Genomic DNA, 24,150 nt, shown 5'->3' with positions numbered 1-24,150 from the left:
TCGGAGCGTTCGCGCTGGCGATCCTGACCATCCGCCGACGCCAAGGCGAACCGCTGGCGTTCACCACTTTGACCGGCATCACGGTAGCGGGAATCCTCCTGCGCTACCTCGTGATCACGCTCCCGTGGTTTGGCCGCGACAGGACTCGCCGCGGCAGCCAATGTCCAACGGGCGCAATAAAAGTCACTGCAGCAGCGCCACGCACTCCACGTGATGCGTCATCGGGAAAGCGTCAAAAGCCCGCAGATCCGTCAGCGAATACCCGTGCTCCGAGAAGAACTGCACATCCCGCGCGAGAGCCGCCGGGTCGCATGCCACGTAGACGATCCGGTCCGGTTCGCCCTCGGCGATCGCGTTGACGACCGCTCGGCCGGCGCCCTTGCGCGGCGGGTCTAGGACCACGACGTCGACCGGCGTCGGGGCGTCTCCGATGAGGTGTTCCACGCGTCCGGAACGCCAGCTCACCTGCGGCAGGTCGGCGAGGTTGCGCTCGCCGTCGGAGACCGCGCGCCGGCCGGATTCGATGGCCAGCACCTGGCCGTCCGGGCCGACCTGGTCGGCTAGCACCGAGGCGAACAGGCCGACCCCGGCGTACAGGTCCCAGGCGACCCCGCCGCGTGGCGCGGCCGCCCACTCCCGCACGAGTTCCGCGAGCGTGTCCGCCGCCTGCGGGTGGACCTGCCAGAAGCCGTGCGCGTCGAGCCGCCAGTCGCGGCCGGCCGCGTGCTGGATCGCCATGCCGCCGGAGAGCTGCTTGCCTTGCGTCCGCCCGCGCACGGTGGCGAGTTCGCGCAGGTGGAGGTGGTTCTCGCCGTCGCTGGTGACTTCCAGTTCGGTGCCCGGCCGCCAGCGCTTGCTCAGCGCGGTGTCGAGCGAGCCCGGCACCGCGATCGGGCAGTCGTCGATCTGGACGACGCGGTGGCTGTGGTGCGCGCGCAACCCGGCCTGGCCGTCGCGTCCGGCGACGAGGCGGACCCGGCTGCGCCAGCCGAGCGGGCCGCCTTCGAGCGGTTCCACGACCACGTCGCGGGTGATCCCGGCGAGCCGTTGCAGCTGTTCGGCCACCACCGCGGCCTTCAGTTCCCGCTGGTAGGCCGGTTCGGCGTGCTGCCAGTCGCAGCCTCCGCAACCGCCGGGAGCGGCGAGCGGGCACGGCGGCGTCACCCGGTGCTCGGACCCGCTCAGCACCTCGATCGCGTCGGCGCGGCAGAACGAGCCGCCCTTGTCCTCGGTCACTTCGGCCCGGACGCGTTCGCCGGGCAGCGCGTGCCGCACGAACAGCACTCGTCCGTCCACACGCGACACACAGTGCCCGCCGTGCGCGACTGGGCCGACTTCCAGTTCCAGGATCCGGCCTAGCCAGCTCTCGGTCATTCTGATGATTCCTTTGTCGCAGGGGCTGGCTTCGGGGCGTCCGGGGGACGCGGCGTCGTCGGCGTAAAGCCGCGCCGGACGTCACCGGCGGACGGACGGGCCTTGCGCAGCCGCGCCACCGCCTTCTGCGACGACTCCAGCTGCCACGGCACGCTCGCCACGACCACGCCGGGCTGGAACAGCAGCCTTCCCTTGAGCCGCAACGCACTCTGGTTGTGCAGCACCTGCTCCCACCAGTGCCCCACGACGTACTCCGGAATGAACACCGTCACGACGTCGCGCGGGTTGGCGCCGCGGACCCGCTTCACGTAATCCAGCACCGGCTTCGTGATTTCCCGGTACGGGGATTCGACGACCTTCAACGGTACCTTGAACTTGTGCGCTTCCCACTCGTGGGTGAGCGCGCGGGTGTCGGCGTCGTCCACATTGACCGTCACCGCCTCGAGCACGTCCGGGCGCATCGCCTTCGCGTACGCCAGCGCGCGCAGCGTCGGCCGGTGCAGTTTGGACACCAGGACGATCGCGTGGTTGCGCGAGGGCAGCACGGTCGGCGCGTCGCCCATGTCCTTGAGTTCCTCGGACACCCGGTCGTAGTGCTTCCGGATCGCGGTCATCAACGCGAAAATCGCCACCATCGCGGCGATCGCGATCCACGCGCCGAGCAGGAACTTGGTGATCAGCACGATCACCAGCACGGTGCCGGTCATGGTGAGGCCGATCGCGTTCACCGTCTGCGAACGGCGCATCCGCCGCCGCGCCGCCGCGTCGGTTTCCTTGGCCAGCAACCGGTTCCAGTGCCGGATCATGCCCGCCTGGCTGACCGTGAACGACACGAACACGCCCACGATGTACAGCTGGATCAGCCGGGTGACCTCGGCGTCGAACGCGATGATCAGCACGAGCGCGAAAATCGAGAGGAACAGGATGCCGTTGGAGAACGCCAGCCGGTCGCCGCGGGTGTGCAGCTGCCGCGGCAGGTAGCGGTCCTGGGCGAGGATCGAGCCGAGCACCGGGAAGCCGTTGAACGCGGTGTTCGCGGCCAGCAGCAGGATGATGCCGGTGGAGAACGAGATGTAGTAGAACGCGGGCGGGAAGTCGGCGAACACCGCGTGCGCGATCTGCGCGACGATCGTCTTCTGCTCGTAGCCGGGAGGCGCGCCGGCCAGCTGCCGCGCCGGGTCCTCGGCGAAGTTCACCTTCGTGACGATCGCGAGCGTGATGATGCCGACGAGCATCGTCACCGCCAGCACGCCCATCAGCAGCAGCGTGGTGGCCGCGTTCTTCGACTTCGGCTTGCGGAACGCGGGCACGCCGTTGCTGATCGCCTCGACCCCGGTCAGCGCCGCCGCGCCGGAGGAGAACGACCGCAGGATCAGGAAGACGAAGGCGATGCCCGCCCAGTTGCCTTCCTCGTGCAGCGTGAAACCCGCGCTCTCGGCGCGCATCTCGGTGCCGGTGACGGTCTGGAAGAGCCCCCAGACGACCATCAGCAGGATGCCGGCGATGAACCCGTAAGTCGGAATGGCGAACGCTTTGCCGGATTCGCGCACTCCGCGCAGATTCAGCGCAGTCAGCACGGCCACGATGACGACCGAGGCGAGCACTTTGTGGTTGGCCACCCACGGAATCGCCGAGCCGATGTTCGCGACGCCGGACGAAGTGGACACGGCGACGGTCAGCACGTAGTCGACCAGCAGCGCGCTCGCCACCGTCAGGCCGAACTTCCCGCCGAGGTTGGTCGTCGCGACCTCGTAGTCGCCGCCGCCGCTCGGGTACGCGTGGACGTTCTGCCGGTACGACGCCACGACGACGAGCATGACCAGCGCGACCGCGACCCCGATCCACGGCGCGAAGGCGTACGCGGACAGGCCCGCGACGCTCAGCGTCAGGAAGATCTCCTCCGGCGCGTAGGCCACGCTGGACAGCGCGTCGGAGGCGAAAATGGGCAGCGCGATGCGCTTGGGCAACAACGTGTGGGCGAGACGGTCGCTGCGGAACGGGCGCCCTAGGACCAGTCGCTTCAGCACTGTCGGGAACTTCGACACCACGAGAGCGTAACCGGGTCGCCGCAAGGTAGGTTCGGCGCTGGTGTCCGAGGGTACCCACCGACGGGTCATCCGCACCCTGCGAGGAGGCTAAGCGTGCACGTGGTGATCATGGGATGCGGCCGCGTCGGCGCGTCTCTGGCCGCGGCGCTGGAGCGGCTCGGCCACGACGTGGCCGTCATCGACAAGAACCAGCAGGCGTTCCGCAGGCTGGGCAGCGACTTCCACGGCCAGCAGGTCGTCGGGGCGGGTTTCGACCGCCGGGTGCTCGTCGAGGCCGGGATCGAGCGCGCGGGCGCTTTCGCGGCCGTTTCGAGCGGCGACAATTCCAACATCATCTCCGCGCGGGTCGCGCGCGAGAACTTCGGCGTCGAGCACGTGGTCGCGCGCATCTACGACCACAAGCGCGCCGCGGTCTACGAACGGCTGGGCATCCCGACCGTCGCGACCGTGCCGTGGACGACCGACCGGTTCCTGCGCACCCTGCTGCCCGACGGCGTCGCCTCCGCGTGGCGCGATCCGTCCGGCAACGTCGCGCTGCTGCAACTGCCGCTGCACGAGGGCTGGGTCGGCCGCAGCGTGCACGAGCTGCAGGAGACCACCGGCGCGCGGGTCGCGTTCATGATGCGGTTCGGCACCCCGGTGCTGCCGGACGCGAAAACCGTCGTGCAGGCCGACGACGACGTGTGGGTGGCGGCGCGTTCGGGCACCGTCGGAGACGTGACGAGCCTGGCCGCTCGCGCCCCCGAGGAGGAGAACTGATGCGGGTCGCGATCGCGGGCGCGGGCGCCGTCGGGCAGTCCATCGCCGCCGAGCTCATCGACGGCAACCACCAGGTGATGCTGATCGAGCGGGACGCCGACCAGTTCGAGCCGGAATCCGTTCCGCAGGCCGACTGGGTGCTCGGCGACGCGTGCGAGGTGTCGATCCTCGAGGAGTCCGGCATCGAACGCTGCGACGTCGTGATCGCGGCGAGCGGCGACGACAAGGCGAACCTCGTGGTGTCGCTGCTGGCGAAGACGGAGTTCGCCGTGCGGCGCGTGGTGGCGCGGGTGAACAACCCGGCCAACGAATGGCTGTTCACCGACGCGTGGGGCGTCGACGTGGCCGTGTCGACCCCGCGGATGCTCGCCGCGATGGTCGAGGAGGCGGTGAGCGTCGGCGATCTGGTGCGGCTCATGACGTTCCGCCAGGGGCAGGCGAACCTGGTGGAACTCACCCTGCCGGAGGAGACGCCGCTCGCGGGCAAGCCGGTGAGCGAACTGGCGCTGCCGCGCGACGCGGCGCTGGTGACCATCCTGCGCGGCGACCGGGTGATCGTGCCGCAGCCGGAGGACCCGCTCGAGGCGGGCGACGAGCTGCTGTTCGTCGCGACCTCGGACGTCGAGCCGGAGATCCGGACGGCGCTGGGCTACTGAGACGCGAAAAAGGGCGGGCCCGCGACGGGTCCGCCCTTTTTTCGTAAGTCGGATCAGGTCTCCGGAGTCGGCGCCTGCGCGTACTTCTGCCGCAGCCGCGCCTCGACCTGCGCGTCGGTCTCCGGCTCCGGTTCTTCCTCGGCGAGCGCCTTCAGCCGCTTGTCGGACCGGCGGACCGCCCAGACGACCACCAGCAGCCCGATCGCGTACAGCGGGTAGCCCATGGCGATCTTGGCGAACGCGAGCCAGCCGGTCTGGTCGCCGTCGTACAGCCAGCGCTGCACCACGAACCGGGCGGCGAAGATGACGGCCATCGCGAGCGTCGCGACGTCGTAGCCGTAGCGGGACGGCTTGTCCTTGCGCCAGGCGGTGCCGTTGCCGTTGAGCGCGTTCCACACGACGCCCGCCAGCGGCCAGCGCACCACCACCGAGATCACGAACACGGCGCAGTACGCGAGGCTCGCCCAGATGCCGAAGAGGAAGAACCCCTTCGCGGACCCGGTGCGGAACGCGATGAACGCCGCGATCGCGACGCCGAAGAATCCCGAGATGGCCGGCTGCAGCGGCTCCTTGCGCACGACGCGCAGGACGGTGATCGCCACCGCGCTGCCGATCGAGCCCCAGATCGCCACGGTGAGCCCGAAGAACGCGTTCAGCAGGACGAACACGATGACCGGCACCGAGGAGTAGAACAGGCCGGAAACCCCGCCCATCTGCTCCATCAGCGTCGGCTGCCGCTCGGGCTCGTCCCCGTTTCCGGGCGCGTCCTTGTCGTCGCGGGGAGCAGCGGGTTCAGTCACGAGTGTTGATCACCCTACCGGGCTCTGGAGTTCGTAATACGGGTTGTAGAGCACCTTCTGCCCGTCCCGTTCGGCCATCCGGCCGCGAACCTTGACGGTACGGCCGGGCTCGATGCCGGGAATCCGGCGCCTGCCCAGCCAGATTAGCGTCACGCCCTGCGTGCCGTCGAACAGCTCCGCCTGCAGCGAGGCGGGCCCGTCGGTCGGCGACAGCTCGACGCTGCGGAGCCTGCCGAGCACCGTCACCTCTTCGCCGGACCGGCAGTCACAGGCGCGCTGCGCGCCTTCGGCACCCGACCTCTCGGACATCTCGTCGGCGTCGAGGTCCTCGACGTCGCTGGTCAGCTTGCGAACCAACCGGCTGAAGTAGCCGCCGTCCTTGGCGGACATGGTGTGCTCCTGTGCTCCGGGGCCCCCGACTTCGTTCGGCCCGTGCGTATTCCAGCGTAGCTGCGGTCTCAGCCAGGGAAACGGGTTTGCGGCAAGATCGCAACGTGACGTCCGCAATCCGTCTCCCGGCCGCCGTCCTGCTTCCCGGCACCGGCTCGGACGACATCTTCGTGCGCTCGGTGTTCGGCGGCCCGCTCGCGGCGCTCGGCGTGCCGATGATCACGCCCGCGCCGGCGCCCGGACCGGGTCTCGCGGAAGCGTTTTTGGCCGAACTGGACCGTCTCGCTGACCGGCACGGGACGGTCCTGGTGGGCGGGATCTCGTTCGGGGCGCATCTCGCGGCGGAGTGGGCGGCGGCGAATCCGGGGCGTTGCGGGGGGCTGCTCGCGGCGCTCCCGGCTTGGAACGGGGAATCCGGGCAAGCACCCGCGGCGCTGGCCGCGACGGTCACAGCGGATCTGGTGGCCGCCGAGGGGGTGGACGGGGCGCTGGCGCAGGCGGCGGCGGGGAGTCCGGGGTGGCTCGCGGAGGAGCTGGACCGGGCTTGGCGGCGGCACGGGGCGGGGCTGGAGGCCGGGTTGCGGGCTGCGGCGGGGAGAGCCGCGCCGGTTTTGGCGGACTTGCGGGGCGTGGGCGTTCCGGCCGGGGTGGGCGGATGCGCGGATGATCCGGTTCATCCCGCTTCGGTTGCCCGGGAATGGGCTCGCGCGTTGCCGCGAGGGCGGTACGGGGAGACGTCGCTCGCCGCGATGGGGCGGGATCGCGAGGCGTTGGGGCGGGCGACTGTTTTGGCGTTTTTGCGGGCGTTGTGAGGATGCGCCGAAAAGGCCCTCGCGGAACGGTGTCCGCGAGGGCCTTCTGGAGAGCGAAAGCGGTCAGCCCTGTTGTTCGGCGATGTGCTGGGCGACCGCGTCCGGGAGGGTGATCGGCAGCGGGGTGCGCACCGGCATCGGGGAGTTGCCTCGGTCCACGACAGTGCGGCGCACGATCGCCCGCAGCACCTCGGGAGCTTGCGAGGCGGTGGACTGCGGGCCCGCGATCACGCCGCGCAGCATCCAGCGCGGGCCGTCGACTCCGACGAAGCGCAGGGCCACGTCGCCGACGATCGCGGACAGTTCCATGCCCCATTCGCCCCGGCCGACGTTGACCTTCGCGCCGTCCGCGCGGAGCTGGTCGGCCAGTTCGTTGCTCACCTCGCGCCACAGGCCGCCGGATTTCGGGGCCGCGTAGGCGCTGACGGTGATCTGCCCGACCTCGGTCACGACGTGCACCGCGCGCACGCCGCCTTCCTCCGGGTCCATTTCGACCTGCACCTGCGAACCGTCGGGCACCGGCACGCGCACCGAGCCCAGGTCGATGCGCGGGATGCCGTCTTCCTCGGCTTCGGCGGCGTCGAACGGGCCGTCGGTCGTCTCCGAAAGCTGGTCCTCGGGTTCGAGCGCGTCGTCGGCGCCGTCAGCTTCGGCGTTCTCGCCGCGCTGGGAAGCGACGCCTCCGGTCTCGTCGTCGCCGGACCGGCGCTTGCGTCCGAAAATCCCCACTATCGTTCCGTTCCTTCCCCGGTGCCCGCGCCGGTGTCTCCGGCGCCGGGTGCCAGTGTGGCGTGCCCGCCGGTCGAGCCGTAACCTCCCGCGCCGCGTTCGGTCGTCTCGAGTTCGGCGACCTCGACGAACTCCGCGTGCTCGACCCGCTGGACCACCAGCTGCGCGATCCGGTCGCCGCGCGCCAGCACGATCTTCTCGCGCGGGTCATGATTGACGAGGCAGACTTTGATCTCGCCGCGATAGCCCGAGTCGATCGTGCCGGGAGTGTTCACCACGGACAATCCGACGCGCGCCGCGAGCCCCGAGCGAGGATGCACGAACCCGGCGTACCCGGCGGGCAGCGCGATCGCGACCCCGGTGCCGACGACCCCGCGCTCTCCGGGTCCGAGCACGATATCCGAGGTGGTGACGAGATCGGCCCCGGCGTCGCCGGGCCGGGCATAGGCGGGCGGCGGGACTTCGGGGTCGAGCCGCTGGAGGAGGACCTGAACGCTGGACACGGGCGGCGAGACTACCCTTGTCCTGTGGCTGACCGCGTGAACACCGCCGCGACGGGCGTCGTCGCACACTCCGAACGGCTCTACCTGCCGTGGTGGGGCTGGCCCCTGCCGATGGCAGGCGCGATCCTGCTGGGCGTCGAGGTCCACCTGGGCTACCCGTCCATCCCGCTGTGGATCCCGCTCGCGATCGCCGTGCCGGTCATGGCCGCCCTCCTGCTCTCGCTGGGCAGGGCGAAAATCAAGATCACCAGCGGAGACGACCCCGAACTCTGGGTCGGCGACGCCCACCTGCCGCTCCGCTACGTCGGCGAGATCACCGTCGTGGAAAAAGACGCCAAACGCCACGCCCTGGGCCGCGACGGCGACCCAGCCGCCTTCGTCCTGCACCGAGGCTGGGTAGGCCCCGCAGTCCGCATCACCCTGACCGACCCGGCAGACCCCACCCCGTACTGGCTTTTCAGCACCCGCAAACCCAAGCGAGTAGTGGAACTGCTCCGCAACAACGCCTGACCCCACGCGCCGGCCGTGAGGGGAACCCTCACAGCCGCTGATTCCCCCAGGGTTCCCCTCACGGCCCCACCGCCGCCGGAACACGCACCCAATGCGGCATTGGGTGCGTCAGATGCACCGAACGCCACATTGGGTGCGTCCCATGCACCCAATGCCACATTGGGGCGCTATCCCACCCGCCAACCGCAGCCAGTGCACCCAACGGTCGAGGCACCCAGCCCCCACCCGCGGCCAGTGCACTCAACGAGCGAGGCACCCACACCTCCCCCGCACCCCGATACGAAGCGCATCTGCGGTTCGGGGGTGCTTGTCAAGGCATCTTTCCCGCCTTGACAAGCACCCCCGAACCGTCAGCACAATCAAGCTTCGGGGTGCCCCACGCACCCACAAGCGATGTCGCCGCCAGGCGACGAGCCGAACCAGACCCCCCGAACACGAGTAAGGGGGCCGACCAACCGGCCGACCCCCGTGCTTACCCGGTCTTCCCAAGACCGCGAAAACGCTGACCCCGTGAATCTCCCCTAGATCTCCCTGTGAAAATCCCCAGGTCAGGCGCAATCGCGGCAGATCAGCCTGCCGCCGTTGTCCTCGGCGAGCCTGCTCCGGTGGTGCACCAGGAAGCAGACCGAGCAGGTGAACTCGTCCGCCTGCTTCGGCACGACCTTCACGGTCATGTCTTCCCCGGAGAGCCCGGAAAGGTCCGCGCCGGGAAGTTCGAAGTTCTCCGCGGTCGCGTCCTCGTCGACGTCGACGACGCCGGACTGGTTCTCGTTCCGCCGGGCCTTCAGCTCCTCCAACGAGTCTTCGGCCAGCTCGTCGGCTTCGCTGCGGCGCGGAGCGTCGTAGTCGGTAGCCATGGTGTCCCTCACCCCTGCGATTCAGCGTGTCGTCCTGCACCGGTTCCGGAGGCGCCCGATACCGGTCGTGCCGCTGGTCAACGTTCCAGCGCCCCTGTTTGTGCCCGGCCCGCGAGTGACCCAGGTCTCAGCCTGGCGGGCCTCGTTCTGCGGCCGGAGCCCGGGAAGGGTAGCTCACCGCCGGACGCGTCTCGCACCGAGTCGGACATTGCCGGTCCAGCGTCACCCGGGAGGGGGAACGCGCAGGTGAGACGCCTGTCCTCCGTTCGGGTTGCCCCGGCGTCGTAAACATCACCTCGCCGCCGAGTCGGCTTGCTCGCGCGGAGCCGTCCGTGGTGCGATCGCCACCGAGGGGCATTACGCGGAACGGGTGAAGGTGACCCGCGACACCGCGCGTCGCGAACAGCGCCTAGGCTCACCGGCTACCACGCCGGTGCGTACGCTGGCGGTTACCGCGAGGCGCGGCGGGGCGACCGCGGCCGGTTCTGCGAGGGGAAGGGACGGGGCAGGTGGCGTCGGGGAACGGGGCGGGGAACCGTGGTGCGCGGCCTTACCGCAAGCACCGTCCGCTGCCCGCGTTGATCGTGATCGGCGTGCTCGCGCTCGGCGCGGTGTTCGTCTGGGTCAACGCCGTGGTCGGCCGCGGCGACATCGACGAGGCGGTGCGCTGCAGCCCGGAGCCCAAGGCGCCGCCGGGGATCACCTACACCTCGGTCCCGCACAACGGCCTGGACGACCGGTCGCCGATGCCCCCGGACAAGGTCGCGCTGAAGGTGCTCAACGCCAGCAGCACGCGCGGGCAGGGCAGCATCGCCACCAACGCGCTGCGCGAACTCGGCTTCACCGCGATCGGGGACCCCGCCAACGACCCGGCGTACCCGAAGGGCGACGCGCGCTGCCGCGGCCAGATCCGGTACGGCGACAACGGTGCCGCCGCGGCCCGCACGGTCAGCCTGGTGGTCCCCTGCGCGGAACTGGTGCACGACACCCGCAAGGACGCCTCCGTCGACCTGGCCACCGGCAAGCTCTTCACCGACGTCCAGCCGCGGCCCGAGGCGGTCAAGATCCTCAAGCAGCTCACCGCCTGGTCGCAGGCGCATCAGGGGGGCGGCAGCAGCGAGCAGTCCGCCAGTCCGGGCGCGCCGGTGATCGACCAGACGCTCCTGGCCTCGGCGCGCTCCGTCACCTGCTGACCCCGCGAACGAGGTCAGCAGGCCCGGCCCGCGGTCACACCTCCGCCGCGCCTCCCGCGACCAGCGCCGCGCGCAGTTCCGTCGCGATCCCCGGCGAGGCCGCGAACGTCGCGTCCTCCCCCAGATCCGCCGCTTCGCCCGGCAGCAGCACCGTCGCGCCCGCCTCCTGCGCCACCAGCGCTCCGGCCGCCCAGTCCCAGCGGTGCAGACCGTGCTCGAAGAATCCGTCCAGCCATCCGGCGGCGACCGCGCACAGGTCCAGCGAAGCCGCGCCCCGGCGGCGGATGTCGCGGACCTGGCCGACCAGGTCCGCGGTCAGCTTGCCCTGCCGGATCCGGCGGTCCCGCGCGTAGGAGAAGCCCATCCCGACGAGCGCCAGGTCCAGCCGGTCCGCCGCGGACACCGACAGCCGTTCGCCGTCGAGCCACGCACCGCCGCCGCGGACGGCCGTCCAGCGCCGGCCGCTCACCGGCTCCACGACCGCTCCCGCGACCGACACCCCGTCGATCTGCGCCGCGATCGACACCGCGAAGGCCGGCAGGCCGTACAGGAAATTGACGGTCCCGTCGATCGGATCGACCACCCAGGTGACGCCGCCCCCGAGCGCTCCCCCGCCTTCCTCGCCGAGCACCGGTTCCCCGGGCCGGATCCGCTCCAGCCGGGCGCGGACCAGTTCCTCCGACTCCCGGTCCACCGCGGTCACCACGTCGGTCTCAGCGGACTTCGTGTCCACCGCGACCTCGCCGCCGGACCGCATCCGCACCCAGGCCGTCCGGACCAGGTGCGCGGCCTCGACCGCGACCTGTTCGGAGGTGTTCTTCAGGTCGTTCAGCATCGCCTCGTCAACTCCCACGCCCGCCATGTCACCACATCCGGTTAAAGTCTCCGCAGCAGACTTCTGAATCGTGCGAGAAGGGACCACGTCAGTGACGGCGACCCGAGGTTTCGGAATCGACATCGGCGGCAGCGGGATCAAAGGCGCGCTGGTCGATTTGGAACAGGGACAGCTCATCGGGGACCGGCACCGGATCGAAACGCCGCAGCCCTCGACGCCGGACGCGGTGGCGGACGTCGTCGCCGAGATCGTCCGCGCGGCGGAATGGGACGGCCCGGTCGGCGTGACGCTTCCCGCGGTGGTCAAGAGGGGCACCGCGCACACCGCGGCGAACATCGACCACAAGTGGATCGGCACCGACGCCGAGGCGCTCTTCGCGAAGCGGCTCGGCAAGAGCGTCGGCGAGGTCACGATGCTCAACGACGCCGACGCCGCGGGCCTCGCCGAGATCCGCTTCGGCGACGCGGCCGCGCGCACCGGCGTGACCGCGCTGCTCACCTTCGGCACCGGCATCGGCAGCGCGCTGTTCCACGACGGCAAGCTCGTGCCCAACACCGAATTCGGCCATCTTGAGGTCGACGGCCACGACGCGGAAAAACGCGCCGCCGCTTCGGTGAAGGACAACGAGGGCCTGTCGTATCCGCAGTGGGCCAAGCGGGTGCACCGGTACCTCTCGGTGCTGGAGAACCTGATCTGGCCGGACCTGTTCATCGTCGGCGGCGGCGTCAGCAAGAAGGCCGAGAAGTGGGTGCCGCTGCTGGACATCCGCACGCCGGTGGTCGTCGCGTCGCTGCAGAACAACGCGGGCATCGTCGGGGCCGCCGCGGCCGCCGCGGAGGGCGCCGGGCACTGACCGCCGGGTCCGCGCCGGGTCTCGGACCGGTCACCGGGAGGCGCCGGGAAGGGGGCCGGAGGGTGATCGCTTCGCGACGCAGTGGGCCGACGTCGTTACAATGGAACACGGCGCAGGAGCTGCGGAGGCAAAACCGCAGGCCGAGGCGTGTTCCCCGAATGTGAGGCAGCTGAGGTGGCGACATCTCGGCTCGTCATGATCGACCGCTGCGAAAGGGCGTAAGTGGCAGCCGCAAGAACCGCAACCCGAGGCGGGACGAAGACAGCGACCGAAGCCGGCGAGCCGGCCGACGAGGCAGCCACCGGAGCGGCGAAGTCCCCGGCGCGCAAGACCGCCGCGAAGCCGGCGGGCGCGAAGAAGACTCCGGCCAAGAAGGCTCCGGCGAAGAAGGCCGCCGCGAAGGGTCCGAAGACCGACGACGGCGATCCCGACGGCCCGGTCGACCTCGACGAGGCCGAACTCGACAGCCCGGATCTGTCCGATCTCGAAGAGGTCGAGGTCGACGTCGTCGACGAGACGGTCAACGACGAGACCGACGACGATGACGACGACTCCGAGGACGAGGCCGAGGCGACCGAGGGGGCCGCGGGCGCCGCGACGTCCACCGCCGCCCGCCGCCGCGCGAGCGCCGCCGAGAAGGGCGGCAAGTCCTCGGACAACCCGGACTTCGTGTGGGACGAGGAGGAGTCCGAGGCGCTGCGCCAGGCGCGCAAGGACGCCGAGCTCACCGCGTCGGCCGACTCGGTCCGCGCCTACCTCAAGCAGATCGGCAAGGTCGCGCTGCTGAACGCCGAGGAGGAGGTGGAGCTCGCCAAGCGGATCGAGGCCGGGCTCTACGCCGCCGAGCGCGTGCGCACCGCCGAGGAGGAGGGCGAGAAGCTCGTCACCCAGATGCGCCGCGACCTCAAGTGGATCGTGCGCGACGGCGAGCGGGCCAAGAACCACCTGCTGGAGGCGAACCTCCGGCTGGTCGTGTCGCTGGCCAAGCGCTACACCGGCCGCGGCATGGCGTTCCTGGACCTGATCCAGGAGGGCAACCTCGGCCTGATCCGCGCGGTGGAGAAGTTCGACTACACCAAGGGCTACAAGTTCTCGACGTACGCCACGTGGTGGATCCGCCAGGCGATCACCCGCGCGATGGCCGACCAGGCGCGCACCATCCGCATCCCGGTGCACATGGTCGAGGTCATCAACAAGCTCGGCCGCATACAGCGCGAACTCCTGCAGGACCTCGGCCGCGAGCCGACGCCCGAGGAGCTCGCCAAGGAGATGGACATCTCGCCGGAGAAGGTCCTGGAGATCCAGCAGTACGCGCGCGAGCCGATCTCGCTGGACCAGACCATCGGCGACGAGGGCGATTCGCAGCTCGGCGACTTCATCGAAGACTCCGAGGCGGTCGTCGCGGTCGACGCGGTGTCGTTCACGCTGCTGCAGGACCAGCTCCAGTCGGTGCTGCAGACGCTGTCCGAGCGCGAGGCGGGCGTGGTCCGGCTGCGCTTCGGCCTCACCGACGGCCAGCCGCGCACCCTCGACGAGATCGGCCAGGTCTACGGGGTCACGCGCGAGCGGATCCGGCAGATCGAGTCGAAGACGATGTCGAAGCTGCGTCACCCGTCGCGTTCGCAGGTGCTGCGCGACTACCTGGACTGAGCTTCTCCGGTTCCCGCGAGAAACCCCGCCCCGCACTACGCGGCGGCGGGGTTTCTGCGTTTACCGACAACGCCGCCGCGGGATCGGCCCGGCATTTCCGCGAAATCCTTCCTTCGTCTGACCACAGTGGACGCGGACGACTCCGGAAAACCCGGCGACACCGGATCCCGATGCGAATTACGCTGCGGCGCAAGGGTAATCCGCGCAGTGAATCGCGGCGGGCGAACGTGCACCCGAACATGCAAGTCCGCGGCGACTCGGCGCGGCGGTGTTGCGCGCGTGTCCGTTTCCTGTTCACAACCGTTCACCCGGAACCCCCGGAACCGTTCCGGAATACTCATCGCCGGTGCACAGTCGCGCACCCACCGCGACACTGGGACCCGGGCAAGAGGCGAAAGTCGGTTGTTCTCTGCCCGAACACGGAAATCGTGATTGTTTGGTTGCCTGAAAACGAAGATCGCAACGAGTGATCGCCATTAAGCTGCGCCCACAACGAGCGTCAGTATTGGAAGGCAGCACCGCCCAGTGTTTTCGACGAAAACTCAATCGCGAGCGAGCCAGGGATGCCCGGCGGCGCGGAGCGGATCCTCCGGCCCCGGTGAAGCGAGGCAACTGTGATCGGGTTCCTCCTCCGCAGACTCGTCAACTACATCGCCCTGTGCCTCGTCGCGACTTTCGCGGCGTTCTCCTTGGCGTCGCTGTCGTTCAGCCCGCTGGACGCGCTCAAGCTGCGCAATCCGCCGGCTCCGCAGGCGACCATCGACGCCAAGGCCGCCGAGCTGCACCTGGACCAGGCGATCCCGCACCGGTTCTTCACCTGGCTGGGCGGCGTGTTCCAGGGCGACTTCGGCCGCACCGTGGCCGATCAGGCGATCACCGACGAACTGTTCCGCCGCGCGGGCGTGAGCCTGCGGCTGTTCCTGCTCGGGATCACGATCGGCATCATCATCGGCGTGCTGGTCGGCGTGGTCAGCGCGATCCGGCAGTACAAGATCAGCGACTACATCGCCACCACGTTCTCCTTCGTGGTGCTGTCGACGCCGGTGTTCGTGATCGCCACGATCCTCAAGGCGGGCGCGCAGTCGGTCAACGACAACCTGCTCGACGGCTACCAGTTCTTCATCGTGCAGGGCGAGGGCGGCGCGGTCGACGGCGGTTTCGGCGACGTCCTGCTCGACCGGCTGCAGCACATCATCGTGCCGACCCTGGCGATCGTGCTGACGCAGGTCGCCTACTACAGCCGCTACCAGCGTTCGGCGATGCTCGACGTGCTCGGCTCGGACTTCCTGCGCACCGCCCAGGCGAAGGGCCTCACCCGCAGGCGCGCGCTGTTCAAGCACGGCCTGCGCACCGCGCTGATCCCGATGGCGACGCTGTTCGCGTTCGGCTTCGGCCTGCTCATCACCGGCGGCGTCTTCACCGAGAAGATCTTCGGCTGGTACGGCATGGGCGACTGGCTGGTGACCGGCATCCAGAAGCAGGACACCAACATCGTCACCACCGTGACCCTGTTCATCGCGATCTGCGTGCTGCTCGCCGGCTGGCTCGCGGACGTGCTCTACGCCGCGCTCGACCCGAGGGTGAGGATCTGATGGCCGCCCCATTGAACGAGGCCGACCTCGCCGACTCGGCCGTCGCCGCCACCGAAACGGACACCTCGCAGCAGACCGGGAAGTCCTCCAGCCGGGGCAGGCTCGTCGCCCGCCGGTTCTTCCGCAACAAGCTGGCCCTCGTCGGGCTCGTCGTGATCCTGCTGTTCTACGTGCTGGCGTTCACCTACAGCTGGTATTCGCCGTGGGGCTACGACGAACTGGACCCGACCTCGACGCTGATGCCGCCGGACGGCACGCACTGGTTCGGCACCAACCAGATCGGCGGCGACATGTTCGCGCAGACCATGCGCGGGCTGCAGAAGTCGCTCACCATCGGCCTGCTGGCCGCGCTGTTCTCCACCGGCGTGGCCTCGATCGTCGGCTCCGCGGCGGGCTACTTCGGCGGCTGGACCGACCGGGTGTCGATGTGGGTCGTCGACCTGCTGCTGATCCTGCCGCCGTTCCTGATCATCTCGATCCTGTCGCCCGCTTTCCGCGGCAAGACCTGGCTGATCCTGGTCGGCCTGATCGCGCTGTTCCAGTGGATGATCACCGCCCGCATCGTCCGCGGCATGACGCTGACGCTGCGCGAGCGCGAGTTCGTGAAGGCCGCCAAGTTCATGGGCCAGTCCCCGTGGCGGATCATCTTCAAGCACATCGTGCCGAACATGGCTTCGCTGCTGATCATCGACGCGACGATCAACGTCGGCGTCGCGATCATCATGGAGACGTCGCTGTCGTTCTTCGGCTTCGGCGTGCAGGCTCCGGACGTTTCGCTGGGCACGCTGATCTCGGCGGGTTCCGACGCGGTCCGGACGTTCCCGTGGCTGTTCTACATCCCGGCCGGCTTCCTGGTGTTCACCGTGCTCGCGGTGAACTTCGTCGGCGACGGCCTGCGCGACGCGCTCGACCCGTCGTCCAGCCGTTCGCGGCGCAAGGAACGCAAGCGGATCGAAGAAAAAACCCAGTCGACCGCCTCGACGCAGACCGTGGGAGCAGAAGCATGAGCGCCGCACTCGAACTGAGCGCGGAAACGGGCAAGCCGACTGGCACCGTGCTCGAGGTTTCCGACCTCGAAGTGTCCTTCCCCTCCGAGTCCGGCCGCGTGCACGCGGTGCGCGGGCTGAACTACCAGGTCGAGGCCGGCGAGGTGCTCGGCATCGTCGGCGAGTCCGGTTCGGGCAAGTCGGTGTCGTCGCTGGCGGTGATGGGGCTGCTGCCGCCGCAGGCGCGCGTTTCGGGCTCGATCCGGTTCCAGGACAGCGAATTGATCGGCAAGTCCGACACCGAGCTGTCGAAGATCCGCGGCAAGAAGATCTCGATGGTCTTCCAGGACCCACTGTCGGCGCTGACCCCGGTGTACACCGTCGGGGCGCAGATCGCCGAAGCGCTGCTGGTGCACGGCAAGGGCACGATCACCAAGCAGCAGGCGAACAACCGCGCGGTCGAACTGCTCGACCTGGTCGGCATCCCGAACGCGGCGGCGCGGGCGAAGGCGTTCCCGCACGAGTTCTCCGGCGGCATGCGCCAGCGCGCGGTGATCGCCATCGCGATCGCCAACGACCCGGACCTGATCATCGCCGACGAGCCGACCACCGCGCTCGACGTGACGGTGCAGGCGCAGGTGCTGGAGGTGCTGAAGACCGCGCAGGAGGTCACCGGCGCGGGCATCGTGATCATCACGCACGACCTCGGCGTGGTCGCCGGGTTCGCCGACCGGCTGATGGTGATGTACGCCGGGCGCGCGGTGGAACAGGGTCCGGTCGAGACGATCTACGCCCAGCCGCGGATGCCGTACACGCTGGGCCTGCTCGGTTCGATTCCGCGCGTCGACGCGCGGGAGAAGCAGCCGCTGGTGCCGATCGAGGGCCAGCCGCCGTCGCTGGTGAACCTGCCGCAGGGCTGCCCGTTCGCGCCGCGCTGCCCGCTGGCGATCGACGCTTGCCGGACGGCCGAGCCGGAGCTGTTCACGATCACGCCGGGCAACCCGAACGCGCCGGTCGACACGACGCACCGGGCCGCCTGCATCCGCACCGAGGAACTCGCCCGTCCCGACGCGGACGCCGCCGAGGTCTACGGGGCCGAGGTGATCGAGGAGGCCGAGGTCGCGTCCCTGCCGCGCACCGAGCGCTCGACCGTGCTGGACGTGCAGGACCTGCAGAAGCACTACGCGGTCAGCAAGGGCACCGTCTTCAAGCGCAAGGTCGGCGTCGTGCGCGCGGTCGACGGGATCACCTTCGACATCGTCGAGGGCGAAACCCTGGGCCTGGTCGGGGAATCCGGCTGCGGCAAGTCGACCACGCTGATGGAGATCCTCGAACTGGCGGCCCCGTCGCACGGTTCGGTCGCGGTGCTCGGCAAGGACGTGGCGAAGCTCGCGGGCAAGGACCGCAAGTCGATCCGCCGCGACCTCCAGGTGGTCTTCCAGGACCCGATGGCCGCGCTCGACCCCCGGCTGCCGATCGGCGACATCATCGCCGAGCCGATGGTGACGCACGGGTTCTCGAAGGAGCGCATCGACCAGCGGGTGCCGGAACTGCTCGGGCTGGTCGGGCTGCGGCCCGAACACGCCGACCGGTACCCGGCGGAGTTCTCCGGCGGGCAGCGCCAGCGCATCGGCATCGCGCGGGCGCTCGCGCTGGAGCCGAAGCTGATCGTGCTCGACGAGCCGGTGTCCGCGCTCGACGTGTCGATCCAGGCCGGCGTGATCAACCTGCTGGACGAGCTGAAGGCCAAGCTGGGCCTGTCGTACCTGTTCGTGGCGCACGACCTGTCGGTGGTCCGGCACATCGCCGACCGCGTGGCGGTGATGTACCTCGGCAAGATCGTGGAGATCGGCGACGTCCGCACGGTTTTCGAGGCGCCGCAGCACCCGTACACGCAGGCGCTGCTGTCCGCGATTCCGATCCCGGACCCGGCCAAGGAACGCGAACGCGGCCGGATCATCCTCACCGGCGACCTGCCCAGCCCGGCGAACCCGCCGTCGGGCTGCCGGTTCCGCACCCGGTGTTTCGTCTTCTCCCAACTGTCCGAAGAGGACAAGAAGAAGTGCGTCGACGTCGAACCTCCGCGCGAATCCCGCGCCGAGGACCACGACGTCGCGTGCCACTACGCCAAAACCCGCGAAGTCGTGTAGCCACGATCCGTTGGCACACCAGAAGAAGGAAGGTAAACACATGCGACGGAGAATGGCCGCGATCGTGGCCCCCGTTGCCGCTCTGGGGCTCCTGCTCGCCGCTTGCGGCGGAGGCAGCGGCGGCGGCGACAAGGGATTGCAGGACACCGGTTCCTCGGGCGTCAAGACCGCCGACATCAACGCGCAGCCGATGGACAAGGTGAAGGACGGCGGCGACTTCAAGTGGCCGGTCGACCAGCTGCCGGACAACTGGAACTACTACCAGGTCGACGGCACGGTCCTGGACGGCGCGAGCATGTTCGGCGCGATCCTGCCCTACCCGTTCCCGCAGAACGCGGACGCGACGGTCGGCCTGGACAAGAACTACCTGACCTCTGCTGAGATCGTCAGCAAGGACCCGCAGGTCATCGAGTACAAGATCAACCCGAAGGCCAAGTGGAGCAACGGGCGCCAGTTCTCCTGGGAGGACTTCGCCGCGATGGCGAAGGCGCTGAACGGCAAGGACACCGCCTACCAGGTGTCCAGCACCACGGGTTACGAGGACATCGCCAAGGTCGAGAAGGGCACTGACGACCTCGACGTCAAGGTCACCTTCGCGAAGAAGTTCGCGGAGTGGAAGTCGCTGTTCTCGCCGCTGTACCCGAAGGAGGCGATGGCCGACGCCAACACCTTCAACAAGGGCTGGGCGCAGAAGGCCCAGATCACCGCGGGTCCGTTCAAGATCAAGAGCGTCGACTACACCGCCAAGACCGCGGTGTTCGAGCGCGACCCGAACTGGTGGGGCGACAAGCCGAAGCTGGACACCGTGACCTACAAGGTCGTGGACCGTCCCGCGCTGGCGGACGCGTTCGCCAACGGGCAGATCGACTTCTACCCGCTGAACAACGACATCAACGCGTTCAAGCGGGCCCAGGCGGACCCGAACGCGGTGGTGCGCCAGTCGGCCTACCCCGACTACACGCACATGACGCTCAACGGCGCCCCGTCCTCGATCCTCGCGGACAAGGACCTGCGGCTGGCGGTCATGCGCGGCGTGGACACGGTGACCATCGCGAAGTCGATCCTCGGCCAGATGCAGAAGGACACGACGCCGATCGGCAACCACCTGTTCCTCAAGGGATCTAAGACCTACGAGGACAACAGCGGCCCGTACAAGTTCGACCAGAACGCGGCCAAGGCCGAGCTGGACAAGCTGGGCTGGAAGCAGTCCGGCGACCTGCGCGCCAAGGACGGCAAGCAGCTGAAGCTGCGCTTGGTCATCCCGTCGGGCACCCCGATCAGCCAGCAGACCGGCCAGATCCTGCAGTCGCAGCTGAAGGCGATCGGCGTGGGCATCGACATCGTCGCGGTCCCGTCGACCGAGTTCTTCAAGAACTACGTGAACGTCGGCAACTTCGACCTCACGCTGTTCCGCTGGATCTCGAACTCGTTCCCGATCGGCGGCAGCAAGGGCATCTACTACCTCGACCCGAAGAACGTCAACCAGAACTACGGCCGGATCGGCAGCGACAAGGAAAACCAGCTGCTCGACACCGCCGCGCAGGAACTGGACGACACCAAGCGGGCCGCGGACATCAACGCCGCGGACAAGGAGATCTGGGCGCTGGGCCACCAGCTTCCGATCTTCCAGTCGGTCGGAGCCTTCGCCGTCCGCAAGACGGTGGCCAACTTCGGTTCGCCGGGCTACGCGAACAACCCGTACGACTACCCGAAGATCGGATTCGTGAAGTAATCCTCCCCCAGCGGGAATCGAAGGAGCGGCGCGGACTCCCCGCGCCGCTCCTTCCTTTTTGGACAGTTAAGGTGATCCTTGTGCGGAAGTTCCTGCGATTGCGGCCGGTGCGGCACATCCTGGTGACGAGCGCGGTCGTGCTCGTCGCATGTGCCGCGGTGTTCGTGGTGCAGCTGCTGGAATTCAACAGCGCCCGGCCGCGGCTGCAGGGGCTGACGGTGAACGCGACCGGGATCGTCTCGCGGGTCGACGACAACACGGTCACCGTGCGGTTCCCGGTGCCGAACCAGCCGGAAGCGAGCGCGGCGGTCGAACTGGACACCACTCCCCCGCCGCTGGGCACGAAGGTTCCGGTGCGCTACGACCCGTCGGCCCCCTCGCGCGCGGTCACGACCGGCGCTTCGGCTTTGGTGACCGCCGACCGTGCCTCGACGTACGCGACCGTCACCGTGGTCGCGGTGCTCGCGATGCTGGCGGTGAACGGCTTCCTGCTCTTCACGCGATTCGTGCAGCCCTCTCGGCGCAAGGCGAGCGCGTCGGTGCCGATGCGCCGGGTGAAGGTGCAGCGCGGCTTGCTGACGCGGTCGTGGCTGGAGACCGACACCGCGACGCCGCGCTGGATCCCGGTGTATTTCTCGCCGACGCTGATCGGCCTGCCGTCGCCTTCGCGCGTCGAGGTGCTGGGCGACCTGCGTACGGACCGCCACGTTGCCGTCCGGATCAACGACGAGGTGCTGTACCCAGCGGGTTCGGTGCGCACGGGCGAGCCTCGCGGCCGTCGCCTGGACAACCCTTCCGAGCCGGACGAGGAACGCGCACTTGCCGCTGCCACGCCGGTACGGCTCGCGCGGCAGTTCCGTGCCGACCTGCCGGTGCTGGCGGTCGCCCCGGTGGTGGGCGCGTTCTGGGCGCTGGTCGACGGGAGCGGATTCGCGGGCTGGCTGACGGTCAGCGTGCTGATCGCGGCGTTCGGGTTCTGGTGGGCCGCTTTGCGCGGCTCGGACCCGTCACTCTGAGCGGATTCGCTGCTACAGTCGCGCCATGTCGTTCGAACGGCCCTAGGAACCCGGACGGGTCTACCCGTCCCTCGCGACCCTGCCTTGTCCTGAAGGCCGCAGTCCCCTGCGGCCGTGTCGCCGTTCCCAGGAGTTGTTCTTGTCCAGCACATCGAGTGCTGGGAGCTACCGTGCTGTCCTGACGATCCCGCATGCCGCCGCGACCTTCGGCGCGGCATTGACGGGCCGTCTCGCGTTCGGGGTGCTCCCGCTTGCGTTGTTGTTCACCGTCCAAGAGGCCACCGGATCCTTCACCGCCGCGGGCTCCGCCGTCGCCTGCTTCGGGCTCTCCTCGATCCTCATGCCGTTCAAAGCCCGCGTCATCGACCGCTTCGGGCCAGCTCGGACCCTTCCCGTTCTCGCCACCGCCACTGCCGCCCCACTCGCCGCACTAGCGCTGCTGGCCTGGTCCGGCGTCACTGCCTCGGCCCCGTATCTGCTGCTCAGCATCTTCTTCGGCGTCTGTGCCCCGCCGTTAGGGCCAGTGATGCGGATGCTCTGGCGAAGCCTCACCGCGAACACCGCGCTCCTCGAGCGCGCCTACAGCCTGGACTCTGCCTGCGAGGAAACCCTCTATCTCGCGGGTCCGGTCATCACCGGCGCGATAGTCGCGACAGCCTTCCCGGCTGCCGCGCTGCTCGCCGCCGCGGGGTTGCTGTTCGGCGGCACGCTGGCGCTCTGCGCGACGCCAGTGGTCCGGTCCACTCGGTCGGCCGTGTCGGCAGAACCGCTCAGCTGGAGCCTCGGACCGCTGCGCAGCCGCCGATTCTCCGCACTCGCCACGATCATCCTCATCACCGCCGCGGGCACCGGCATCGCCGTCACCACCGTCGCCGCCCGCGCACAAGAACACGGCAACCCAGGAGCCGCCGGCTACCTCGAAGCCGCGCTCGCCGCCGGGAGCGTCCTCGGCGGGCTCGCCTGGGGACAACGGAAACACAAGCGGCCAGCGTCCACCCAGCTGACCGGGCTGATCCTCGTCCTCGCCGCGGGAATCGCGCTCGCCGCCACCGCGGAAAACCTGGTGGTGCTGGGCATCGTCATGGCCGCCGCCGGCCTGGCCGTGGTGCCGTTGTTCATCGTGTCCTACCTGGCTTCGGACAAGCTGGTTCCCGAACACCAGCGCACCGAAGCCAGCACGTGGGTCAACACCGCCAACAACCTCGGCACCGCGGCAGGCTCCACCACCGCCGGGCTCCTGGTCGACCACGGAACGACCACCTCGACGTTCCTCGCCGGCGCAGTCATCCTCGGTGTGGCGGCGGCGATGGCAAAACCGCTACTCCGATGACTCCAGCGCCGTCAGGATCTCCGCCACCTCCGGATACGACTCCTCGACCTTCCCCTCCTTGCCCAGCCGATACCGCTCCAACCGGACCGCACCGAGATGGCGGGCTTCGTAGTACAACGCTCGCCGCCGCGCCGACGGGGATGTGTCCGGCTGGCCGTAGGTGTCCCAGAACCAGTCCCGCCTCGAGCCGGTTTTCGCTGACGCCATGCGGATCGTCCAGTCCGCCGCCGGGTCGCCCCACCAGCTGCGGTCGTGGTCGAACACCCCGACGATCTCCAGTTCCGGCGTCAGCATCACGTTCACGTGCCACAGGTCCCCGTGCAGCAGACGCGGTTCGGCGATCTCGTCGAGCAGCGCCGCGTCGCGCTTCGCCCAAGCGGCTACCTCGCGCAGGTCCGATCCGTCGAGGCCGAGGTCTTCGACGTCCGCGGCGTTGTCCTCGAAGTACGCGATCAGCGCTTCGCTCCAGGTCGGGAAATGCGGCCCGGCCACGAGACCGAAGCCGGGGCCGCGCACGTCGTGGATGGCGCGGGTGATTTCGCCGAGCTGGCGGAAGTACGGCGCCCGTTCCTCCGGCTCGAGGCCCCGGAGGACTTCCGGGCCGGGCTCTCCGGGGAGAACGGCCTGCAGCACGTAATCGCGGCCGATGACCTGGTGCGTGAAATCGGCGGCGAGCGTGCGCGGCATCAGCGGCGAGATCGGCGCGAAGTACGGCGCGGCAAGGTATTCGTTGCGCATGAACTGGGGCTCGATCCGGGTCTGCCGCGCCGGTTCCGGGGCGACGCGCAGGATCGCCGGACCGTCGGCCAGTTCCACCCGGTAGGTGTTGTTGTAGCCGCCCCATCCGATTTCGACGGCGGACCGCACGCTGGTGCCGAGCGCGCGGCGGCACAGCAGTTCGATCTGGTCGGCGGAGAGGGGTTGCTGGAACGCGTCCGAAGGCCGGTCTTGAGGCTGGAAGTCCACCGGAGCATCCTGCCACTCCGCTCAGGACAGCACTAATCCTTTACGGCTCAGCGATTCCTCGATCCGCAGCCGTTCGAGATCCCGGTCGGCACCCTCGCGCAAGCCGTCGAGCCGGTGTTCGACGCCGATCTCGCGGCAGGCGGTGACGAGCAGTTCGTCGTACGCCTGCCGGGTGCCGATGCGGCGCGCGGCAGGCGTTCCGGCGGGGAGTTGCGCGAGGGTCCGGCGTACTCGGCGCAAGTCCGCAGCCACCTGCTCCACCGGCGGTGCGGACGGCACGGGAGCGCCACGTCCCCGACGCAGCCAGCGGCAGAGCGCCGGGACGCGGAGGGCAGCCCAGAACAACGCCGAGGGGGCCACGCTGACCACGGCGAACAGCAGAACCGGACCGGCCGCCATGCTCCCGAGT

23 protein-coding genes are annotated in these 24,150 nt (G+C 69.3%); 13 read left to right on the top strand and 10 right to left on the bottom strand.

Annotated features, from left to right (window positions below; genetic code table 11):
- Positions 1 to 183 precede the first annotated feature (183 nt).
- On the bottom strand, positions 184 to 1,374 hold the full coding sequence (locus WA670_RS17625; RefSeq protein WP_336158291.1) for a class I SAM-dependent RNA methyltransferase: 1,191 nt from the start codon (positions 1,372 to 1,374) through the stop codon (positions 184 to 186).
- Positions 1,371 to 3,419, bottom strand: coding sequence for an APC family permease (locus tag WA670_RS17620; RefSeq protein ID WP_134666449.1), 2,049 nt, complete (start codon positions 3,417 to 3,419; stop codon positions 1,371 to 1,373). The genes WA670_RS17625 and WA670_RS17620 overlap by 4 nt, the downstream gene beginning before the upstream one ends.
- Before the next feature lie 96 nt (positions 3,420 to 3,515).
- Between WA670_RS17620 and WA670_RS17615 the strand changes: the two genes are divergently transcribed.
- Complete coding sequence (locus WA670_RS17615) at positions 3,516 to 4,181, top strand: potassium channel family protein (protein WP_037819124.1); 666 nt, start codon at positions 3,516 to 3,518, stop codon at positions 4,179 to 4,181.
- On the top strand, positions 4,181 to 4,837 hold the full coding sequence (locus WA670_RS17610) for a potassium channel family protein (protein ID WP_009075577.1): 657 nt from the start codon (positions 4,181 to 4,183) through the stop codon (positions 4,835 to 4,837). Before WA670_RS17615 ends, WA670_RS17610 begins: the two co-directional genes overlap by 1 nt.
- Positions 4,838 to 4,890: 53 nt before the next feature.
- Here the strand turns inward: WA670_RS17610 and WA670_RS17605 are convergent, their stop codons facing one another.
- Positions 4,891 to 5,637, bottom strand: coding sequence for a DUF3159 domain-containing protein (locus WA670_RS17605; protein ID WP_037819126.1), 747 nt, complete (start codon positions 5,635 to 5,637; stop codon positions 4,891 to 4,893).
- A gap of 9 nt (positions 5,638 to 5,646) precedes the next feature.
- Entirely contained in the window at positions 5,647 to 6,027 is a 381-nt protein-coding gene (locus WA670_RS17600; RefSeq protein ID WP_009075573.1) for an OB-fold nucleic acid binding domain-containing protein, read from the bottom strand.
- A 104-nt stretch (positions 6,028 to 6,131) separates the two neighbouring features.
- On the opposite strand from WA670_RS17600, the gene WA670_RS17595 reads away from it, so the two are divergent.
- Positions 6,132 to 6,839 carry an alpha/beta hydrolase gene (locus WA670_RS17595; RefSeq protein WP_336158290.1) on the top strand — a complete coding sequence of 236 codons (708 nt, stop codon included), beginning with the start codon at positions 6,132 to 6,134 and terminating at the stop codon, positions 6,837 to 6,839.
- A 63-nt stretch (positions 6,840 to 6,902) separates the two neighbouring features.
- On the opposite strand, the gene WA670_RS17590 is transcribed toward WA670_RS17595, so the two are convergent.
- Both WA670_RS17590 and dut read right to left on the bottom strand, forming a co-directional pair.
- The gene (locus WA670_RS17590; RefSeq protein WP_037819129.1) at positions 6,903 to 7,568 is read right to left on the bottom strand and encodes a DUF3710 domain-containing protein; all 666 of its coding nucleotides are present in this window, start codon (positions 7,566 to 7,568) and stop codon (positions 6,903 to 6,905) included.
- Positions 7,568 to 8,071, bottom strand: a complete 504-nt coding sequence (dut, locus tag WA670_RS17585) for a dUTP diphosphatase (RefSeq protein WP_043838363.1) — start codon at positions 8,069 to 8,071, stop codon at positions 7,568 to 7,570. Before dut ends, WA670_RS17590 begins: the two co-directional genes overlap by 1 nt.
- Before the next feature lie 24 nt (positions 8,072 to 8,095).
- On the opposite strand from dut, the gene WA670_RS17580 reads away from it, so the two are divergent.
- Complete coding sequence (locus WA670_RS17580) at positions 8,096 to 8,581, top strand: DUF3093 domain-containing protein (RefSeq protein ID WP_336158289.1); 486 nt, start codon at positions 8,096 to 8,098, stop codon at positions 8,579 to 8,581.
- A gap of 548 nt (positions 8,582 to 9,129) precedes the next feature.
- Here WA670_RS17580 and WA670_RS17575 read toward each other — a convergent pair.
- Positions 9,130 to 9,438, bottom strand: coding sequence for a DUF4193 domain-containing protein (locus WA670_RS17575; RefSeq protein ID WP_013224476.1), 309 nt, complete (start codon positions 9,436 to 9,438; stop codon positions 9,130 to 9,132).
- A 509-nt stretch (positions 9,439 to 9,947) separates the two neighbouring features.
- On the opposite strand from WA670_RS17575, the gene cei reads away from it, so the two are divergent.
- Entirely contained in the window at positions 9,948 to 10,631 is a 684-nt protein-coding gene (gene cei / locus WA670_RS17570; protein ID WP_336158288.1) for an envelope integrity protein Cei, read from the top strand.
- Positions 10,632 to 10,665: 34 nt separating this feature from the next.
- Here the strand turns inward: cei and WA670_RS17565 are convergent, their stop codons facing one another.
- Positions 10,666 to 11,493: an inositol monophosphatase family protein gene (locus tag WA670_RS17565; RefSeq protein ID WP_134731129.1), complete on the bottom strand. Its 828-nt coding sequence runs from the start codon at positions 11,491 to 11,493 to the stop codon at positions 10,666 to 10,668.
- 64 nt (positions 11,494 to 11,557) lie between these two features.
- Between WA670_RS17565 and ppgK the strand changes: the two genes are divergently transcribed.
- The 8 genes from ppgK (at position 11,558) to WA670_RS17525 (ending at position 22,775) form a co-directional block, all read left to right on the top strand.
- Positions 11,558 to 12,319 (top strand): polyphosphate--glucose phosphotransferase, encoded by a 762-nt coding sequence (gene ppgK, locus WA670_RS17560; protein WP_037819144.1) that lies wholly within the window; start codon positions 11,558 to 11,560, stop codon positions 12,317 to 12,319.
- A 222-nt stretch (positions 12,320 to 12,541) separates the two neighbouring features.
- A complete protein-coding gene (locus WA670_RS17555) occupies positions 12,542 to 13,969 on the top strand; it encodes an RNA polymerase sigma factor (protein WP_134666455.1) in 1,428 nt (475 codons plus the stop codon).
- Between the two features lie 614 nt (positions 13,970 to 14,583).
- Entirely contained in the window at positions 14,584 to 15,561 is a 978-nt protein-coding gene (locus WA670_RS17550) for an ABC transporter permease (RefSeq protein WP_037819149.1), read from the top strand.
- Positions 15,561 to 16,568, top strand: a complete 1,008-nt coding sequence (locus tag WA670_RS17545; protein WP_336158287.1) for an ABC transporter permease — start codon at positions 15,561 to 15,563, stop codon at positions 16,566 to 16,568. The genes WA670_RS17550 and WA670_RS17545 overlap by 1 nt, the downstream gene beginning before the upstream one ends.
- On the top strand, positions 16,565 to 18,697 hold the full coding sequence (locus WA670_RS17540; RefSeq protein WP_037819153.1) for an ABC transporter ATP-binding protein: 2,133 nt from the start codon (positions 16,565 to 16,567) through the stop codon (positions 18,695 to 18,697). The genes WA670_RS17545 and WA670_RS17540 overlap by 4 nt, the downstream gene beginning before the upstream one ends.
- Positions 18,698 to 18,737: 40 nt before the next feature.
- Complete coding sequence (locus WA670_RS17535; RefSeq protein WP_134731131.1) at positions 18,738 to 20,429, top strand: ABC transporter family substrate-binding protein; 1,692 nt, start codon at positions 18,738 to 18,740, stop codon at positions 20,427 to 20,429.
- Between the two features lie 80 nt (positions 20,430 to 20,509).
- Positions 20,510 to 21,445 carry a DUF3592 domain-containing protein gene (locus tag WA670_RS17530; protein ID WP_205673274.1) on the top strand — a complete coding sequence of 312 codons (936 nt, stop codon included), beginning with the start codon at positions 20,510 to 20,512 and terminating at the stop codon, positions 21,443 to 21,445.
- A 139-nt stretch (positions 21,446 to 21,584) separates the two neighbouring features.
- Positions 21,585 to 22,775 (top strand): MFS transporter, encoded by a 1,191-nt coding sequence (locus WA670_RS17525; RefSeq protein WP_336158286.1) that lies wholly within the window; start codon positions 21,585 to 21,587, stop codon positions 22,773 to 22,775.
- Here WA670_RS17525 and WA670_RS17520 read toward each other — a convergent pair.
- Positions 22,764 to 23,741, bottom strand: a complete 978-nt coding sequence (locus WA670_RS17520; RefSeq protein ID WP_336158285.1) for a phosphotransferase family protein — start codon at positions 23,739 to 23,741, stop codon at positions 22,764 to 22,766. The two genes, WA670_RS17525 and WA670_RS17520, sit on opposite strands and share 12 nt — an antisense overlap.
- A 21-nt stretch (positions 23,742 to 23,762) precedes the next feature.
- Positions 23,763 to 24,140: a hypothetical protein gene (locus tag WA670_RS17515; RefSeq protein ID WP_336158284.1), complete on the bottom strand. Its 378-nt coding sequence runs from the start codon at positions 24,138 to 24,140 to the stop codon at positions 23,763 to 23,765.
- Positions 24,141 to 24,150 lie beyond the last annotated feature (10 nt).

The organism is Amycolatopsis sp. VC5-11 (genome assembly GCF_037034185.1).
Taxonomy (GTDB): domain Bacteria; phylum Actinomycetota; class Actinomycetes; order Mycobacteriales; family Pseudonocardiaceae; genus Amycolatopsis; species Amycolatopsis nivea.
The sequence above is the reverse complement of the archived record's forward strand: the minus strand, read 5'-3'. Positions and strand labels throughout refer to the sequence as shown.

Coding starts and splice junctions, on each gene's coding strand:
- WA670_RS17625 (WP_336158291.1), bottom strand. CDS start 1,374: ATGACCGAGAGCTGGCTAGGCCGGATCCTGGAACTGGAAGTCGGCCCA.
- WA670_RS17610 (WP_009075577.1), top strand. CDS start 4,181: ATGCGGGTCGCGATCGCGGGCGCGGGCGCCGTCGGGCAGTCCATCGCC.
- WA670_RS17600 (WP_009075573.1), bottom strand. CDS start 6,027: ATGTCCGCCAAGGACGGCGGCTACTTCAGCCGGTTGGTTCGCAAGCTG.
- WA670_RS17575 (WP_013224476.1), bottom strand. CDS start 9,438: ATGGCTACCGACTACGACGCTCCGCGCCGCAGCGAAGCCGACGAGCTG.
- WA670_RS17565 (WP_134731129.1), bottom strand. CDS start 11,493: ATGGCGGGCGTGGGAGTTGACGAGGCGATGCTGAACGACCTGAAGAAC.
- WA670_RS17545 (WP_336158287.1), top strand. CDS start 15,561: ATGGCCGCCCCATTGAACGAGGCCGACCTCGCCGACTCGGCCGTCGCC.
- WA670_RS17540 (WP_037819153.1), top strand. CDS start 16,565: ATGAGCGCCGCACTCGAACTGAGCGCGGAAACGGGCAAGCCGACTGGC.
- WA670_RS17535 (WP_134731131.1), top strand. CDS start 18,738: ATGCGACGGAGAATGGCCGCGATCGTGGCCCCCGTTGCCGCTCTGGGG.
- WA670_RS17515 (WP_336158284.1), bottom strand. CDS start 24,140: ATGGCGGCCGGTCCGGTTCTGCTGTTCGCCGTGGTCAGCGTGGCCCCC.